The sequence below is a fragment of the Streptomyces panaciradicis genome (assembly GCF_023516615.1).
GTDB lineage: Bacteria > Actinomycetota > Actinomycetes > Streptomycetales > Streptomycetaceae > Streptomyces > Streptomyces panaciradicis.
Genome location: NZ_JAMGBF010000130.1, coordinates 1 through 15,764, shown reverse-complemented (window position 1 = coordinate 15,764; position 15,764 = coordinate 1). Strand labels below are relative to the sequence as shown.

Annotated in this window: 14 protein-coding genes; 7 read left to right on the top strand and 7 right to left on the bottom strand. The window is 71.8% G+C overall.

The window, feature by feature from the left end; all coding sequences use genetic code 11:
* Positions 1–3: 3 nt before the first annotated feature.
* From uraD to polX, 4 genes are all read right to left on the bottom strand, one after another.
* A complete protein-coding gene (uraD, locus tag M8J74_RS33855) occupies positions 4–516 on the bottom strand; it encodes a 2-oxo-4-hydroxy-4-carboxy-5-ureidoimidazoline decarboxylase (protein ID WP_249840103.1) in 513 nt (170 codons plus the stop codon).
* 166 nt (positions 517–682) lie between these two features.
* Positions 683–1,051 carry a helix-turn-helix domain-containing protein gene (locus tag M8J74_RS33850; protein ID WP_249840102.1) on the bottom strand — a complete coding sequence of 123 codons (369 nt, stop codon included), beginning with the start codon at positions 1,049–1,051 and terminating at the stop codon, positions 683–685.
* Positions 1,048–1,299 (bottom strand): thiamine-binding protein, encoded by a 252-nt coding sequence (locus tag M8J74_RS33845; RefSeq protein ID WP_249840101.1) that lies wholly within the window; start codon positions 1,297–1,299, stop codon positions 1,048–1,050. Before M8J74_RS33845 ends, M8J74_RS33850 begins: the two co-directional genes overlap by 4 nt.
* Before the next feature lie 46 nt (positions 1,300–1,345).
* Positions 1,346–3,088, bottom strand: coding sequence for a DNA polymerase/3'-5' exonuclease PolX (polX, locus tag M8J74_RS33840; protein WP_249840100.1), 1,743 nt, complete (start codon positions 3,086–3,088; stop codon positions 1,346–1,348).
* Positions 3,089–3,197: 109 nt separating this feature from the next.
* Between polX and M8J74_RS33835 the strand changes: the two genes are divergently transcribed.
* From M8J74_RS33835 to M8J74_RS33820, 4 genes are all read left to right on the top strand, one after another.
* Positions 3,198–4,019, top strand: a complete 822-nt coding sequence (locus M8J74_RS33835) for a TIM barrel protein (RefSeq protein ID WP_249840099.1) — start codon at positions 3,198–3,200, stop codon at positions 4,017–4,019.
* Positions 4,020–4,044: 25 nt separating this feature from the next.
* Positions 4,045–4,938, top strand: coding sequence for a 2-hydroxy-3-oxopropionate reductase (locus M8J74_RS33830; RefSeq protein WP_249840098.1), 894 nt, complete (start codon positions 4,045–4,047; stop codon positions 4,936–4,938).
* A gap of 173 nt (positions 4,939–5,111) precedes the next feature.
* Entirely contained in the window at positions 5,112–6,602 is a 1,491-nt protein-coding gene (locus tag M8J74_RS33825) for a catalase (RefSeq protein ID WP_249840097.1), read from the top strand.
* Positions 6,603–6,956: 354 nt separating this feature from the next.
* Positions 6,957–7,196, top strand: coding sequence for a hypothetical protein (locus tag M8J74_RS33820; protein ID WP_249840096.1), 240 nt, complete (start codon positions 6,957–6,959; stop codon positions 7,194–7,196).
* A 279-nt stretch (positions 7,197–7,475) separates the two neighbouring features.
* Here the strand turns inward: M8J74_RS33820 and gcl are convergent, their stop codons facing one another.
* A complete protein-coding gene (gene gcl / locus M8J74_RS33815; protein ID WP_249840095.1) occupies positions 7,476–9,260 on the bottom strand; it encodes a glyoxylate carboligase in 1,785 nt (594 codons plus the stop codon).
* Between the two features lie 167 nt (positions 9,261–9,427).
* On the opposite strand from gcl, the gene M8J74_RS33810 reads away from it, so the two are divergent.
* Positions 9,428–10,144, top strand: a complete 717-nt coding sequence (locus tag M8J74_RS33810; protein ID WP_249840094.1) for a hypothetical protein — start codon at positions 9,428–9,430, stop codon at positions 10,142–10,144.
* A gap of 75 nt (positions 10,145–10,219) precedes the next feature.
* On the opposite strand, the gene M8J74_RS33805 is transcribed toward M8J74_RS33810, so the two are convergent.
* Positions 10,220–11,815: an AMP-binding protein gene (locus M8J74_RS33805; RefSeq protein WP_249840093.1), complete on the bottom strand. Its 1,596-nt coding sequence runs from the start codon at positions 11,813–11,815 to the stop codon at positions 10,220–10,222.
* Positions 11,812–13,485 (bottom strand): AMP-binding protein, encoded by a 1,674-nt coding sequence (locus M8J74_RS33800; RefSeq protein ID WP_249840092.1) that lies wholly within the window; start codon positions 13,483–13,485, stop codon positions 11,812–11,814. Before M8J74_RS33800 ends, M8J74_RS33805 begins: the two co-directional genes overlap by 4 nt.
* A gap of 149 nt (positions 13,486–13,634) precedes the next feature.
* On the opposite strand from M8J74_RS33800, the gene M8J74_RS33795 reads away from it, so the two are divergent.
* Complete coding sequence (locus M8J74_RS33795) at positions 13,635–14,471, top strand: response regulator transcription factor (protein WP_249840091.1); 837 nt, start codon at positions 13,635–13,637, stop codon at positions 14,469–14,471.
* A 168-nt stretch (positions 14,472–14,639) separates the two neighbouring features.
* Positions 14,640–15,764, top strand: a 1,125-nt coding sequence (locus M8J74_RS33790; protein ID WP_249840090.1) for an AAA family ATPase, incomplete at its 3' end; no start/stop codon positions are given.

The following is a 15,764-nucleotide window of genomic DNA, read 5'->3' as shown; positions in this document are numbered from 1 at the left end:
GGGTCAGGCGTCCTCTTCGACGAGTCGTGCCAGTCGGATGCGGTTGATCTTGCCGAGTTCGGTACGGACGATCTCCCGTTCCCGCTCGGGCGGGTTGCCGAGCCGCTCCTCGACCGCGTCGCGCATCTGCTCGGCGGTGCGGCCGGTGGCGCAGATCAGGAAGACGTGGCCGAACTTCTCCTGGTAGGCCAGGTTCAGTTCGAGCATCCGCTCCCGGAGTTCCCCGGATGCACCGGCCATGCCGCGCTGTTCCCGGGCGGAGGTCGGATCGCCCGGCCGGGGACGGCCGATGGGCGGGTGGCCGGCCATGGCCTCCTCCAGGTCGGCTGCGGTCAGCTCGGCCATGGCGGCGTCGCCGGCGGCGTACAGGTCCTCGGTGGTGGCGTAGGGGCGGGCGGCCAGCACCCGCTTCGCCCAGGCGGTGGAGGCACACACCTCGTGGAGGGCGGCGTGGGCCGCGGGCTCCTGAAGCGCGTTGAACCGGGCCAGGCCCGGGGGCTGGGAAGTCGACGTCACGGGAGCCTCCGTGGCCGCGAAGGGCCTTCGTGCTGAACGGGCTGCGGAACAGCTAACGCCTTGCGGCGACAAGCCGTCAACACTTTGTTGAAAATTCGGGGTGACAAACCCGTGAAGCGGTCCCGGGGCCGAGCCGGGCGGCGGTGGGCGCCGAGCCGGGCGGGACTCAGCCCTCCTTGTCGCGGTTCAGGTAGTTGTAGACCGTGAACCGGCTGACGCCGAGCGCGCCCGCCACGGTCTCCACGCCGTGCCGCACGGAGAAGGCGCCGCGCGCCTCCAGTATCCGGACGACCTCCTGCTTGGCCTTGCGGTCCAGGTCGGCCAGCGGCTTGCCCTGCTTGCGCTCCATGGCGGCCAGGATGTGGTCGAGGGAGTCGGCGAGCTGGGGCAGGCGTACGGCGACCACGTCGGCGCCCTCCCAGGCGAGGACGACGTCGTCGGGGCCGGCCTCGTCGGGCGGCAGCATCTCCCCGCCCATGGCGTCGACCAGCGGCTTCACGGCCGTGATGAACGGCTCGTCCCCGGTGCCGGTCACTCCCCGCCCTCCCCGATCACGTTGAGCTGGAGGGTGACACGGGTGGCGCCGGCCTCCAGGCTCTTGCGCAGCAGGGCGTCCACGGCCGTCAGGACCGCGTCGGCGCCGCCTTCCGCCGTGTTGCCGAAGGGGCCGACGTCCACCGCGTCCAGCTCGGCGGCCTCGACGACCTGGCGGGCGACGACCGCGTGCGCCGGGGCCTCGTCGAGGTCGAAGGGCTCGGTCGTGAACTCCACTCTCAATCGCACGCGCTCAACCTAACGCGCCGCACGGCCTTTGGGGCAGCCCTCTCGGTCACGGCCGCCCCTTGCGCAGAAAGGCCCGCAGCCTGCGCTCCGGCCAGGTGTTGATGACGTCGTCGGCGGTCAGCCAGCCGCGCTGGGCGGTGCCGATGCCGTAGCGCATGTTGTCCAGGTGCGGCACGGCGTGGGCGTCGCTGTCCACGGCGAACCGCACGCCGTACCGCCTGGCCCGCAGGATGTCCTCGTCGCGCAGGTCGAGACGGTCCGGGTGGGCGTTGATCTCCAGGGCCGTGCCGGTGCGGGCGCAGGCGGCGAAGACCGCGTCGAGGTCGGCGTCGATGCCGGGCCGCCTGCCGATGAGGCGGGTGGTGGGGTGGCCGATGACGTTGACGTACGGGTTCTCGCAGGCGCGCACGAGCCGCCGGGTCAGGGCGTCGGGGTCCTGGTGGAAGTGCGAGTGGACGGAGGCCACGCACAGGTCGAAGCCGGCCAGGAATTCGGCGGGCCAGTCCACCTCGCCGTCCGGCCCGATGTTGAGCTCCGCGCCGTGCAGCAGCCGCAGCCCGCCGCGCCGCCCCGAGGTCGTGAGAGTGCCGTCGAGCGCGCGGACCCGCTCGCGCTGGGCCAGCATCCGCTCGTCGGTCATGCGCTGCATGGCCATGTCGGGGCCGTGGTCGGTGATCGCGTAGTAGGCGTAGCCGCGCGCGGCGGCCGCCTCGGCCATCTCCTGGAGCGGGGCGAGTCCGTCGGTGAGGTCGGTGTGGCTGTGCAGGTCGCCGCGGAGGTCGGCCTCGGCGACGAGGTCGGGCAGTTCGCCCCGCAGCCCGGCCTCGATCTCGCCGCGGTCCTCGCGCAGGGTCGGCGGGATCCACGGCAGTCCGAGCCGGGCGTACACCTCCTCCTCGGTCTCGGAGACGATCCTCTCGCCGGTCTCGACGTCGAACAGCCCGTACTCGGAGAGCTTGAGCCCCTGGTGCACGGCCCGCTCGCGGGTGCGGATGTTGTGGGCCTTGGAGCCGGTGAAGTACTGCAGGGCGGCGCCCCAGGAGTCCGGCGGCACGACGCGCAGGTCGACGTCGAGCCCCCGGTCGGTGCGCACGGACGTCTTCTTCTCGCCCGTGCCGATGACCTCGGTGACGTACGGCAGCGCGGTGAACGCGCGCATGATCGGCGCGGGTGCCGTGGAGGCGGCCAGGACGTCGATGTCGCCGATGGTCTCCCGGTACCGGCGCAGCGATCCGGCGTGGGCGCAGCGCAGGCAGCCGTCCAGGGCGGACAGCGCGGCCACGATGTCGTCGGCGAGGCCCATGGCGACGTCGAGCCGGACGCGCCCGCCGGCGGAGCGCAGGAGCTCGATGCCGTGCAGGATGTTCTCCTCGGTCCTGGGCCCGAAGCCCTTGAGGTCGCGCAGCCGCTCGCGGTGGATGGCGTCGGCCAGTTCGTCGACCGAGGAGATCCCCAGCTCCTGGTACACGGCCATGGCCTTCTTCGGGCCGAGCGTGGGGATGGCGGTCAGCCGCCGGACCCCGGCGGGGATCTTCGCCCGCAGTTCCTCGAGGGCCGTGACGCTGCCGTGGTCGACGTACTCCCGCACCTTCAGGGCGATGGACTTGCCGACGTTCGGGATCTGCTGCAGGCCCTTGAGGTCGAGGCCGGCGACGTCGGCGTGGTGGCCGCCGACGGCCCGCGCGGCCTTCTCGTAGACGCGTGCCCTGAACGCGTCTCCGCCGGTGATCGAGATGAGGTCGGCGTACTCCTGGAGCAGCGCGGCGACCTCGTCGTTGGACCGGGCCACATCCCCAGAGTACTTGACAGCCCTCCCCCGCCACAGGCAATCTTCCGTTAAGCAGAAACCAACTTCCGCAATACGGAATCACTCGCCACGGAAGGGAGCGCCGACCCGCATGGGATTCGCAGAGCAGCGCTTCAACGTCAACCTGTCGATCCTCTTCACGGAACTCCCGCTCCTGGAGCGCCCCGCGGCCGCCGCCGCGGCCGGCTTCACCGCGGTCGAGCTGTGGTGGCCCTGGGTCGACTCCCCCACCCCCGAGCAGTCCGAGCTCGACGCCCTGAAAGGGGCGATCGAGGACGCGGGCGTCCGGCTCACGGGCCTGAACTTCTACGCCGGTCAGCTGCCGGGGCCCGACCGCGGCGCCCTGTCGGTCCCGGGCGAGGAGTCCGAGCGGTTCCGCGCCAACATCGACGTGGCCGCCTCCTTCGCCGCCTCCCTGGGCTGCCGGGCCCTGAACGCCCTGTACGGCAACCGCGTCGACGGCGTCGACCCGGCCGAGCAGGACGCGCTGGCCCTGGAGAACCTGGTGCTCGCGGCCCGCGCGGCCGACCGGATCGGCGCGATCCTGCTGATCGAGGCCCTCAACAAGCCGGAATCGCCGCTGTATCCGCTGGTGAGCGCCCCGGCCGCGATCGGCGTCGTCGACAAGGTCAACGCGGCGACCGGGATCGGCAACGCGAAGTTCCTCATGGACCTCTACCACCTGTCCATGAACGGCGAGGACCTGCCGGCGGTGATCGAGCGGTACGCCGCGCGGACCGGCCATGTGCAGATCGCCGACAACCCGGGCCGCGGCGCCCCGGGCACGGGCTCACTGCCCCTCGAGGACCTCCTCGACCGACTGAAGAAGGCGGGCTACGACGGCTGGATCGGCCTCGAGTACAAGCCGGGCGACCGCCCGAGCGCCGAGGCCTTCGACTGGCTGCCCCGCTGACCCCCGCACCGAAAGGCAGTTCCTCATGAGCGACACGCTTCCCAAGATCGCCTGGATAGGCCTCGGCATCATGGGCTCCCCCATGTCCGAGAACCTGATCAAGGCGGGTTACGACGTCACCGGCTTCACGCTGGAGCAGGACAAGCTGGACCGGCTGGCCGCGGCCGGCGGCACCGCCGCCGGCTCGATCGCCGAGGCCGTCCGCGACGCCGACGTGATCATCACGATGGTCCCCGCGTCACCGCAGGTCGAGGCCATCGCCTACGGCCCCGACGGCATCCTGGACAACGCCCGCTCCGGCGCGCTGCTGATCGACATGTCGTCCATCACCCCGCAGACCTCCGTGGACCTCGCCAAGGCCGCAGCAGGCAAGGGGGTCCGGGTGCTGGACGCCCCCGTGTCCGGCGGCGAGGCCGGCGCCGTGGAGGCAGTGCTGTCCATCATGGTCGGCGGCGAGCAGGCCGACTTCGACCAGGCGAGGCCGATCTTCGAGGCGCTCGGCAAGACCATCGTGCTGTGCGGTCCGCACGGCTCGGGCCAGACCGTGAAGGCGGCCAACCAGCTGATCGTCGCCGTGAACATCCAGGCGTGCGCCGAGGCCGTCGTCTTCCTGGAGAAGTCCGGCGTGGACCTCGAGGCCGCGCTGAACGTCCTCAACGGGGGCCTGGCGGGCTCGACCGTGCTGACGCGCAAGAAGGACAACTTCCTCCGGCGCGACTTCAAGCCCGGTTTCCGTATCGACCTGCACCACAAGGACATGGGCATCGTCACCGACGCCGCCCGCACCGTCGGCGCCGCCCTGCCCGTCGGCGCCGTGGTCGCCCAGCTCGTCGCTGCCCTGCGCGCGCAGGGCGACGGCGGGCTGGACCACTCGGCGCTGCTGCGGGCCGTCGAGCGGCTCTCCGGCGCCCAGGTCTGAGGACGGGCCACCGAAGCTTCCGGGCGGCGCCACCGCCGACATCTGTCCTGTCGCGCCCAGGCGGGGGCGCCGCCCGGAAACCACTTCAACAAACTGTTGACGCTCCAGTCGTCCACTCCTAGGCTCCACGAAGCGGAAACACACTTCCGCTGCCACCCGCATGGAAGGTCCAGATGTCGCAGCGCGTGCTCACCACCGAGTCCGGCGCCCCGGTCGCCGACAACCAGAACTCCGCCTCCGCAGGCGTCGGCGGCCCGCTCCTCCTCCAGGACCAGCACCTGCTGGAGAAGCTGGCGCGCTTCAACCGCGAGCGCATCCCGGTGGGGGCACCTCCCACGCCCTTAAGGCAGTGGGGGAGGGTGGTGCACGCCCGCGGCTCGGGCGCGTACGGCCACTTCGAAGTGACCGACGACGTCACGGACTTCACCCACGCCGACTTCCTCTCCGCGGTCGGCAAGCGCACCGAGGTGTTCCTGCGCTTCTCCACCGTGGCCGACTCCCTCGGCGGCGCGGACGCCGTCCGCGACCCGCGCGGCTTCGCCGTGAAGTTCTACACCGAGGAGGGCAATTACGACCTCGTCGGCAACAACACCCCGGTGTTCTTCATCAAGGACCCGATCAAGTTCCCCGACTTCATCCACTCGCAGAAGCGCGACCCCTTCACGGGCCGTCAGGAGCCGGACAACGTCTGGGACTTCTGGGCGCACTCCCCCGAGGCCACGCACCAGGTGACCTGGCTGATGGGCGACCGCGGCATCCCGGCGTCGTACCGCCACATGAACGGCTACGGCTCGCACACCTACCAGTGGACGAACGCCGAGGGAGAGGTCTTCTTCGTCAAGTACCACTTCAAGACCAACCAGGGCATCCGCTGCCTGAGCAGCGAGCAGGCCGCCGAACTCGCGGGCCGGGACCCGAACTCCCACCAGACGGACCTGCTCCAGGCCATCGAGCGGGGCGTCAACCCGTCCTGGACGCTGTACGTGCAGGTGATGACGGCGGCGGAGGCGGCGGACTACCGCTTCAACCCGTTCGACCTGACCAAGGTGTGGCCGCACGCCGACCACCCGCTGCGGCGCGTGGGCCGGCTGGTCCTCGACCGCAACCCGGACAACGTCTTCGCCGAGGTCGAGCAGGCCGCGTTCTCCCCGAACAACTTCGTGCCGGGCATCGGGCCCTCGCCCGACAAGATGCTCCAGGGCCGCCTGTTCGCCTACGCGGACGCCCACCGCTACCGCCTGGGCGTCAACCACACCCAGCTGGCCGTGAACGCCCCGCGGGCGACCACGGCGGACAACTACGGCCGCGACGGCCTGATGGCGTCCAACTCCCAGGGCCGGTACGCCAAGAACTACGAGCCGAACTCCTACGGCGGACCCGTCGAGACCGGCCGCCCGCTGTCCGCCCCGCTCGCGGTGACCGGCTGGACCGGCACCCACGAGGCCGCGCGGCACACCAAGGACGACGACTTCTCCCAGGCGGGCGAGCTGTACCGCCTGATGTCCGAGGACGAGAGGTCGCGCCTGGTCGCGAACATCGCCGGCGGCCTGTCCAAGGTCTCCCGCGACGACGTGATCGAGAAGAACCTGGCCCACTTCCACGCCGCCGACCCCGAGTACGGCAGGCGTGTGGAGGAGGCGGTCCACGCCCTGCGCGAGGACTGAGCCACAGACGGCCCGCGGCGGCCGGACGGCCCGGATGAGGGGTGGCCGGACGGACGTCCGCGGGCAGGCCGGAGACCGCGGCGGCGTGCGAGCCAGTGCGGTGGTGAAGGTCCGGGCCCTCCTCCTTCGACCTGAGGGGAGGAGCGCCCGGCGCCGTCGCAGCCGCCGCGGTCCCTGCCATCCCTGCCGTACGACCACGGACCCCGTCCGGCGGCGCGAACGTCCTGTCGCGCCCAGCCTCGCGCCGCCGGACGGCACCACCACCGAAGAGCGCCGGATGCGGACACCCCCGCGTCCGGCGCTCTTCCGCGTCCACGGGGTGCGCGTCCGGCCGCCGCGCAGGAGCCTGAAGGCATGGCACATCAGAGGGAACATCCACACGTGGTGGTGCATCCGCCGGCCCTCGACGGGTCCCGGCGGGTCACCGAGGGCGACGCGACGCTGGGCATCGCCACGCACGCGGACGACGTGGGCGAGATCCTGCGGCTGGCCGACCTGTACGTCACGGACGTCGAGGGCAGCGATCTCATCGAGTGGCAGGGCGGCGGACCGGACGACTGGCCGGGGCTCTCGGAGCACCACGAGGGGGCGTGAGGCGCGCTACGCGCGTACGCGCCGGACGTAGGACGTCTACGCAAACCTCAAATTCAGCTCTGAACACGGTTCAAGGGGCTTCAACTGCCCCCGCCCTTGGGCACATTCTCGTCACACGGGGCCCGCCGGCACGGGGGCGGCGGGCACCGGTACGGGGGAAAAACGGGGGACGGCACGGGGGAATCGGGGGACGGTTCGCAGGAACCGGGCACGCGGAAGGGCGGTCCAGCCGGTCGGCTGGACCGCCCTTCGGGCGTCGGGCCCCGCGCGCCGCGGGACTCAGACCTTCAGCGTCCGGATCGAGGTCGGAGCGTGTCCCGGCTCGGTCGCGAGCTCCTCGAACTCCACGACGTTGCCGATGTCGTTGGTCGTCGACATGGAGATGTTGGTGACGCGCTCCAGGATCGCCTCGACGACCACCGGGACCCGGTACTCCTGCGCCAGCTTCTTCGCCTGCTCGAAGGCCGCGCCCAGCTCGGCCGGGTCGGTGACGCGGATCGCCTTGCAGCCCAGGCCCTCGGCGACCTTGACGTGGTCGACGCCGTAGACGCCGAGCTCGGGCGAGTTGACGTTCTCGAACTCCAGCTTCACCTGGAAGTCGATGTCGAACGCCCGCTGCGCCTGGCGGATCAGGCCCAGATACGCGTTGTTGACCAGGACGTGGACGTAGGGGATCTTGTGCTGCGCGCCGACGGCCAGCTCCTCGATCATGAACTGGAAGTCGTAGTCGCCGGAGAGCGCGACGACCTGCGCCTCCGGGTCGGCCTTGGCGACGCCCAGCGCGGCCGGGATCGTCCAGCCGAGGGGGCCCGCCTGGCCGCAGTTGATCCAGTGGCGGGGCCGGTAGACGTGCAGCATCTGGGCGCCCGCGATCTGCGAGAGGCCGATGGTGGAGACGTACCGGGTCTCCGGCCCGAAGGCCTTGTTCATCTCCTCGTAGACCCGCTGCGGCTTGATCGGAATGTCGTCGAAGTGCGTACGGCGCTGGAGCGTCGCCTTCTTCTCCTGGGCCGAGGCGGCCCACGCCGAGCGGTCAGGGAGCCTGCCCTCCGCCTTCAACTCCCGTGCCACCTCTACGAACAGCTCCAGCGCGGCCTTCGCGTCGGAGGCGATGCCGTAGTCGGGGGCGAAGATCCTGCCGATCTGGGTGGGCTCGACGTCGACGTGGACGAAGCTCCGGCCGGCCGTGTAGACGTCCAGCCTGCCGGTGTGGCGGTTGGCCCAGCGGTTGCCGATGCCGAGGACGAAGTCGGACTCCAGGAAGGTCGCGTTGCCGTAGCGGTGCGAGGTCTGCAGGCCCACCATGCCGGCGTTCAGCTCGTGGTCGTCGGGCAGCACGCCCCAGCCCATCAGGGTCGGGACGACCGGAACGCCCGTCAACTCGGCGAACTCGACGAGCAGTTCGCAGGCGTCCGCGTTGATGACACCGCCGCCGGCGACGATCAGGGGGCGCTCGGAGGCGTTCAGCAGCCCGATCGCCTTCTCGATCTGGGCGCGGGAGGCGAGGGGCCGGTAGACCGGGAGCGGCTGGTACGTCTCCGGGTCGAACTCGATCTCCGTCAGCTGGACGTCGATGGGCAGGTCGATCAGGACCGGGCCGGGGCGGCCGGAGCGCATCAGGTGGAAGGCCTGCTGGAAGACGCCGGGGACCTGCGCGGCCTCCAGGACGGTCACCGCCATCTTGGTGACGGGCTTGGCGATGGAGGCGATGTCGACGGCCTGGAAGTCCTCCTTGTGGATCACGGCGGTCGGCGCCTGGCCGGTGATGCACAGGATCGGGACGGAGTCGCCGATCGCCGAGTACAGGCCGGTGATCATGTCGGTGCCGGCGGGGCCCGAGGTGCCGATGCAGACGCCGATGTTGCCGGGGCGGGTCCTGGTGTACCCCTCGGCCATGTGCGAGGCGCCCTCGACGTGCCGGGCGAGGGTGTGGTGGATGCCGCCGGAGGCCCTGAGCGCCGCGTAGAAGGGGTTGATCGCCGCTCCGGGCACCCCGAACGCGTCGGTGACGCCCTCACGCCTGAGGATCTCAACTGCCGCGCGGGCAGCGGTCATACGTGCCATCGAGTACTCCTGCCTCGGCTGTCGGAATGAGCACTCCCGTCGCGCCCCGCGGTGAGTACTTCCGTATAGTGGAAATTAACTTCTACTATCTGGAAGCAATGTAGGTGGGTGAGGGAAGGCAGTCAAGGGACGGACAAACGGGGGTGCCCGGGAGGACGATGTGAGGCATGACCGGGAGACTCTCGGTGTGCTGCCCGGCCTGCCGGCGCGAGCACCTCTACACGGCGCCGGCGTTCCCCTGCGTGTGCGGGGCGACGGTCACTCCGGAGCTGGACCGGCACGGAACGGCGACGGCCGTGACCCACGCCGTGAGCGCGGAGGACTGGATGAGCCTGCGGTGCGCGGTCTGCGGCCGCCGGGACGAGTGGCCGTACCCGGAACTGGGCTGCGCGTGCGGGACCGTGCTACGGGTGCCGGTGACCGGCAGGAGCGCCGCGCCGCCCGCCGCGGCGGGGGCCGGTGACCCGGAAGAGGCGGGCCCGCGACAGCGGCGGCCCCGCCTCCCGCCCGTCGAGATCCGCACGGCGCGGGACGCGGTGACGGCGGCCGCCCTGTACCTGCGCCGGCTCGGCTACCGGGACCTCCGCCGCGCAGACCAGCGGCCGCCGTCGGGCGTCGGCCTCGCCGCCCGCGGGCTGCTGGCCCAGGTCGACCCGACCGTGCGCCCGGCCTCGCTGCGGGACGTGGAGTGCCTGTGGCTGACGGCCATGACGGAGTCGGCGGGCTGCGTCTACTTCTCCCTGGCCGGGTACGCGGGCGACGCCCGCGCCCGCGCCGACGACCTGGGCGTCCCCCTGTTCGTCCTCGACCTCACCGGGACGGCGCAGCCGGTCAACAGCGTGGCGGACGAACTGGACGGGGGCGCTCCGCCGGGGGGAGCGTAAGGGACTGCGGTCGGTGGGGAACCGCGGGACCGTGGGAGCCGGTCGCGCAGTTCCCCGCGCCCCGTTCGGGGCGCTTCAGTCGGCCGCGTACGTTTCCCGGAGCTCGATCTTGCGGACCTTGCCCGAGACCGTCATCGGGAAGGAGTCCAGGATCTGGAGCCTGCTGGGGATCTTGTAGTGGGCGAGTCTCCCCTCGCAGAAGGCGCGCAGGTCCTCCAGGGTGAGCGGGTCGGCCGCGTCCTTGGGGATGACGCAGGCCAGGACCTCCTCGCCGTACTTCTCGTGCGGGACGCCGACGACCTGGACGTCCTGGATCTTGGGGTGGCCGTAGAGGAACTCCTCGATCTCGCGCGGGTAGATGTTCTCCCCGCCCCGGATGATCATGTCCTTGATGCGGCCGACGATCTCGACGTACCCGTCCTCGCGCATCACCGCCAGGTCGCCGGTGTGCATCCAGCGGCCGGGGTCGACGGCCTCGGCGGTCTTCTCGGGCTCGTTCCAGTAGCCGAGCATCACGCTGTAGCCGCGGGTGCACAGCTCGCCCGCACTGCCCCGGGGCCGGGTGATCCCGGTGGCCGGGTCGACGACCTTCACCTCCAGGTGCGGCAGGACGCGGCCGACGGTGCCCGTGCGGTGCTCCAGGTCGTCCTCGCGCCGGGTCTGGGTGGAGACGGGCGAGGTCTCCGTCATGCCGTAGCAGATCGACACCTCCGCCATGTTCATCTCGGTGACCACCCGCTTCATCACCTCCACCGGGCAGGGCGAGCCCGCCATGATCCCGGTGCGCAGCGAGGAGAGGTCGTAGGAGGCGAAGTCGGGGAGGTTCAACTCGGCGATGAACATGGTCGGGACGCCGTACAGCGAGGTGCAGCGCTCGCGCTGGACGGCCTCCAGCGTGGCCTTCGGGTCGAAGGACGGGGCCGGGATCACCATGCAGGCGCCGTGCGAGGTGGCGGCGAGGTTGCCCATGACCATGCCGAAGCAGTGGTAGAAGGGCACCGGGATGCACACCCGGTCCTGCTCGCTGTAGGAGATCATCTCCCCCACGAAGTACCCGTTGTTGAGGATGTTGTGGTGGGAGAGGGTGGCCCCCTTGGGGAAGCCCGTCGTGCCCGAGGTGTACTGGATGTTGATGGGCTCGTCGCAGGACAGCTCCGGATACGGCACCGGTGCCTGGGGCGCGCGGGCGAGCAGCGCCTCCCAGCCCGGGTCGCCGATGAAGACGGCCTCCCGCAACTCCGGGCAGCGGCCGCGCACTTCGCCGACCATCGCCCGGTAGTCGCTGCTCTTGTGGCTGAGGGAGGCGAAGAGCAGCGAGATGCCGGCCTGCTTGAGGACGTACTCCACCTCGTGGGTGCGGTAGGCCGGGTTGATGTTCACCATGATCGCGCCGATGCGGGCGGTGGCGTACTGCACCAGCACCCACTCGGGGCAGTTGACCGCCCAGATCCCGACCCGGTCGCCCTTGGCGACCCCGCTCGCGAGCAGCGCCTGCGCCAGCCGGTCGACGTCGGCGGCGAACTCCGCGTAGGTCCAGCGCCGCCCGGAGGGCACGTCGACGAGGGCCTCGCGCTCCGGCCAGGCGGCGACGGCGCGGTCGAGGTTGGCGCCGATGGTGTCGCCGAGCAGCGTGGTGGTGCTCGTGCCGTGGCTGTACGACGGCTGCGTCACCGGAAGTCCTCCTCGCGGTACTCGGCCGTCGAGCCGGCGGCGGTGGCCTCGCGCAGTTCGATGCGGCGGATCTTGCCGGAGACGGTCTTGGGCAGCGGCGCGAACTCCAGGCGGCGGATGCGCTTGTACGGCGCCAGGACCTCCCGGGAGTGCTCGAAGAGCACCTTGGCGGTGTCGGGCCCGGGCTGCCAGCCCTCGGCGAGCACGACGTACGCCTTGGGCACGGCGAGGCGCACCTCGTCCGGGGCGGGCACGACGGCCGCCTCGGCGACCGCCTCGTGCTCCAGCAGGGCGCTCTCCAGCTCGAAGGGGCTGATCTTGTAGTCGGAGGCCTTGAAGACGTCGTCGGCGCGGCCGACGTAGGTGATGTAGCCGTCCTCGTCGCGGGAGCCGATGTCGCCGGTGCGGTAGTAGCCGCCGGCCATCGCCTCCGCCGTACGGTCCGGGTCTCCGTGGTAGCCGGTCATCAGGCCGACGGGCCGGGCCGACAGGTCGAGGCAGATCTCGCCCTCGGTGGCGCCGGGGGCGCCGGTCACCGGGTCGAGCAGCTCGACCTTGTAGCCCGGGCTCGGGCGGCCCATGGAGCCGGTCTTGAGCCGCTGCCCGGGGCTGTTGGAGACCTGCACGGCCGTCTCCGTCTGCCCGAAGCCGTCCCGGATGGTGACGCCCCAGGAGCGCCGGACCTGCTCGATGACCTCGGGGTTCAGGGGCTCGCCCGCCGCCACGGCCTCGCGCGGCCGGTTCCGCAGCTGGGTGAGGTCGGCCTGGATGAGCATGCGCCACACGGTCGGCGGGGCGCAGAAGGTGGTCACGCCCGCCCGGTCCATCTCGGCCATCAGCCGGGCCGCGTCGAAGCGCGTGTAGTTGTGGATGAAGACGGTCGCCTCGGCGTTCCAGGGCGCGAAGAGGTTGGACCAGGCGTGCTTGGCCCAGCCGGGCGAGGAGATGTTCAGGTGCACGTCGCCCGGCTTGAGACCGATCCAGTACATGGTCGCCAGATGGCCGATCGGGTACGAGGTGTGGGTGTGCTCGACCAGCTTGGGGCGGGCGGTGGTGCCGGAGGTGAAGTACAGCATCAGCGGGTCGTCGGCGAGGGTGGGCCCGTCGGGGAGGAACTCGGCGGGGGCCGCGTACGCGTCCTCGTAGGGCTCCCAGCCCTCCTCGGGCAGGCCGCCGACGCAGATGCGGGTGTAGGTGCCGGGCACGTCCTCGAACTTGGCGGTGTCCTCGGCCCGGACGATCACGTGCTTCACGCGGCCCCGGTCGACACGGTCGCGCAGGTCGGCGGGGCCGAGCAGCGGGGTGGCCGGGATGACCACGGCCCGCAGCTTCATCGCCGCCAGGGCCGTCTCCCACAGCTCGGTCTGGTTGCCGAGCATGACCAGGATGCGGTCCTCGGGCTCGACACCCCGGTCGCGCAGCCAGTTCGCGACGCGGTCGGAGCGGGCGGACATCTCCGCGAAGGAGACGCGCACCTCGCTGCCGTCCTCCTCGACGATGTGCAGCGCGGTCCGGTCGTTGCCCTCGGCGATGACGTCGAACCAGTCGAGCGCCCAGTTGAAGCGCTCGGGCCGGGGCCAGCCGAAACCCTCGTACGCCTTCGCGTAGTCCTCGCGGTGTTCCAGCAGAAAGTCCCGCGCGCTACGAAAGGCCTCCGTCGCGGTCGTCATCTCGCTCCTCCTCGATACCGGACCATTGCCGGGCGGCTCTCTGCCATCGTGTAATCCGTGATGCAGGTCTCACCACCCCCGAACGGGGGTGCGTCGTGAGACCGGGGTCCCCGGGACAGGGACCCCAGGCTGCAGGAAAGGGCGAGCAGGTGACAGCAGACGCGGCCGGGGCGGTCGAGATACGCAACGCGCTGGTACGACTGCGGCGCGCGACCGGACTGCCGGTCGCCTTCGGCGGCCTGGTGGAACCGGGCCGGCGGCGGGTGCGGATCAGCGAACTGAGCGGCAACAGCACGGCCGCGCTCAGCGGGCTCCCGGTGACCTCGGGCAACGGCCTCGGCGGCCGGGCGGTCGCGCTCGCGCGGCCCTGCGCGGTGACCGACTACTCCTCGGCGAAGCAGATCAGCCACGAGTACGACATCCCGGTCGCCGCCGAGGGGCTGCGCTCGGTCCTGGCGGTGCCGGTGGTGGTACGACGCCGGGTGCGCGGTGTGCTCTACGGCGCCCTGCGCACCGCCGAACCGCTCGGCGACCGCACGCTGGGCGCGGCGATGGAGGCGGCGCGCGACGTGGAGCAGGCGCTGGTCGTGCGCGACGAGGTCAGGGGGCTGCTCGCGGCGGCCGCCGGCAGTCAGCCGGTGCGGGAGCAGGCGCCGGGTGCCGTGTGGGAGCAGGTGCGGGAGGCGCACGCGGCCCTGCGGGCGCTGGCGCCGCGGATCGCGGACCCGGTGCTGCGGGCCGACCTGCTCGACGCCTGCCGGCTGCTGACCCCGGAGCCCTCCCGGAGCGAGGTGCGCCTGGCGCCGCGCGAGCTGGACGTGCTGACCTGTCTGGCGGCCGGGGCGACGAACGCAGGCGCCTCGGAGCGGCTGGGGCTCAGGCCGGAGACGGTCAAGAGCTATCTGCGTTCGGCGATGCGCAAACTGGGCGCGCACACGCGGGGTGAGGCGGTCGCCGCGGCGCGCCGGGCGGGGCTGTTGCCGTAGGGTCCGTCGGGCGGACCGGGGCGCCCCGAGCGGGTCGGCTATTCATTGGGCGGCGCCTTGAATTTCGCTCTGCTGCGCCATTGTTATATCCCTCACCACCTCGTCCGTCCGAATTCCAATCGGTCGTTGCCTAGAATTTGGCTCGGACACGACACACGGAGGGGAGCGGTGACCGTGCGACGGGACTTCAAGGAGCCTGGCAGAGGCCGCCCCGACCTGGTCATCGGCCGGGACGAGCTGGTCGCCGCGGCGCGGGAGCAGCTCGCGCGCGGCGGCAGCGTACTGCTCCACGGCCCCGCCGGAATAGGAAAGTCCACCGTCCTGCGGGCATTGGCCTCCGAATATGGGACATCGGCCGGCACCGTGTTGCGCTGCTCGGCGACCGAGTCCGAATCCCATCTCCCGTTCCTGGCCCTGGCCGACCTCCTCGGCCTGGTCCTCGACGACGTGTCCGACAAGCTGCCCGCGGCCCAGCGCACGGCCCTGGAATCGGCGCTCGGCGGCGGCGAGTCCACCCTCCAGCGCGACGGCCTCGCGCTGCGCCTGGCGGTGCTCTCCGCTCTGCGCGCCCTGGCCGCCGACGGCCCCGTCCTGGTCGTCGCCGACGACCTGCAGTGGCTGGACTCCGCGAGCGCCGAACTCCTCGGCTTCGCCGCCCGCCGCCTCGGCGGCACCCGCGTCCAGCTGCTGAGCGCGGTGCGCACGGAGGGCCAGGAGTACGACCGCCATCTGCGCTCCTCGCCGCCGGACACGCTCGCCGTCCGGCTCGGCGCGCTCTCCCGCGCCCAGGTCTCCGCGCTGCTGGACCACCGCGGCTACACCGGCCTGCCCCGCTCCACGGTCCGCGACATCCACCGCACCAGCGGCGGCAACCCCCTCTTCGCGCTCGAACTGGGCCGCGCCCTGGCCGAGAACCCGACCCCGCCCCGGCCCGGTGAGCCCCTGCCGGTGCCGACCTCGCTGCGCACCCTCGTCCTCAACCGCCTGGAGGCCCTGTCCGGCGAGGCCCGCCGCACCCTCCTCGTCGCCAGCGCCGGCGCCCGCCCCACCCTGGCCCTGCTGCACGCGGCCGGCCGCGAGAACGCCGAGGCCGAGACGGCCCGGGCCGCCGAGCTGGGCCTGCTGGCGACCGACCCGGAGGGCCCCGCCGTCCGCTTCGCGCACCCGCTGATCTCGGCCGCGCTGTACGCGGAGGCCCCCGCGCAGGAGCGGCGCGCGGTGCACGCGGCGTTGTCCACGGCGGCCTCCGACCCGATCGAGCGGGCCCGGCACCTGGCGCTGGCGACCACCGGC

What these genes read in the sequence shown, in the direction of transcription:
- M8J74_RS33835 (WP_249840099.1), top strand. Translation starts at nt 3,198, where the DNA reads ATGGGATTCGCAGAGCAGCGCTTCAACGTCAACCTGTCGATCCTCTTC.
- M8J74_RS33830 (WP_249840098.1), top strand. Translation starts at nt 4,045, where the DNA reads ATGAGCGACACGCTTCCCAAGATCGCCTGGATAGGCCTCGGCATCATG.
- M8J74_RS33825 (WP_249840097.1), top strand. Translation starts at nt 5,112, where the DNA reads ATGTCGCAGCGCGTGCTCACCACCGAGTCCGGCGCCCCGGTCGCCGAC.
- M8J74_RS33820 (WP_249840096.1), top strand. Translation starts at nt 6,957, where the DNA reads ATGGCACATCAGAGGGAACATCCACACGTGGTGGTGCATCCGCCGGCC.
- gcl (WP_249840095.1), bottom strand. Translation starts at nt 9,260, where the DNA reads ATGGCACGTATGACCGCTGCCCGCGCGGCAGTTGAGATCCTCAGGCGT.
- M8J74_RS33810 (WP_249840094.1), top strand. Translation starts at nt 9,428, where the DNA reads ATGACCGGGAGACTCTCGGTGTGCTGCCCGGCCTGCCGGCGCGAGCAC.
- M8J74_RS33800 (WP_249840092.1), bottom strand. Translation starts at nt 13,485, where the DNA reads ATGACGACCGCGACGGAGGCCTTTCGTAGCGCGCGGGACTTTCTGCTG.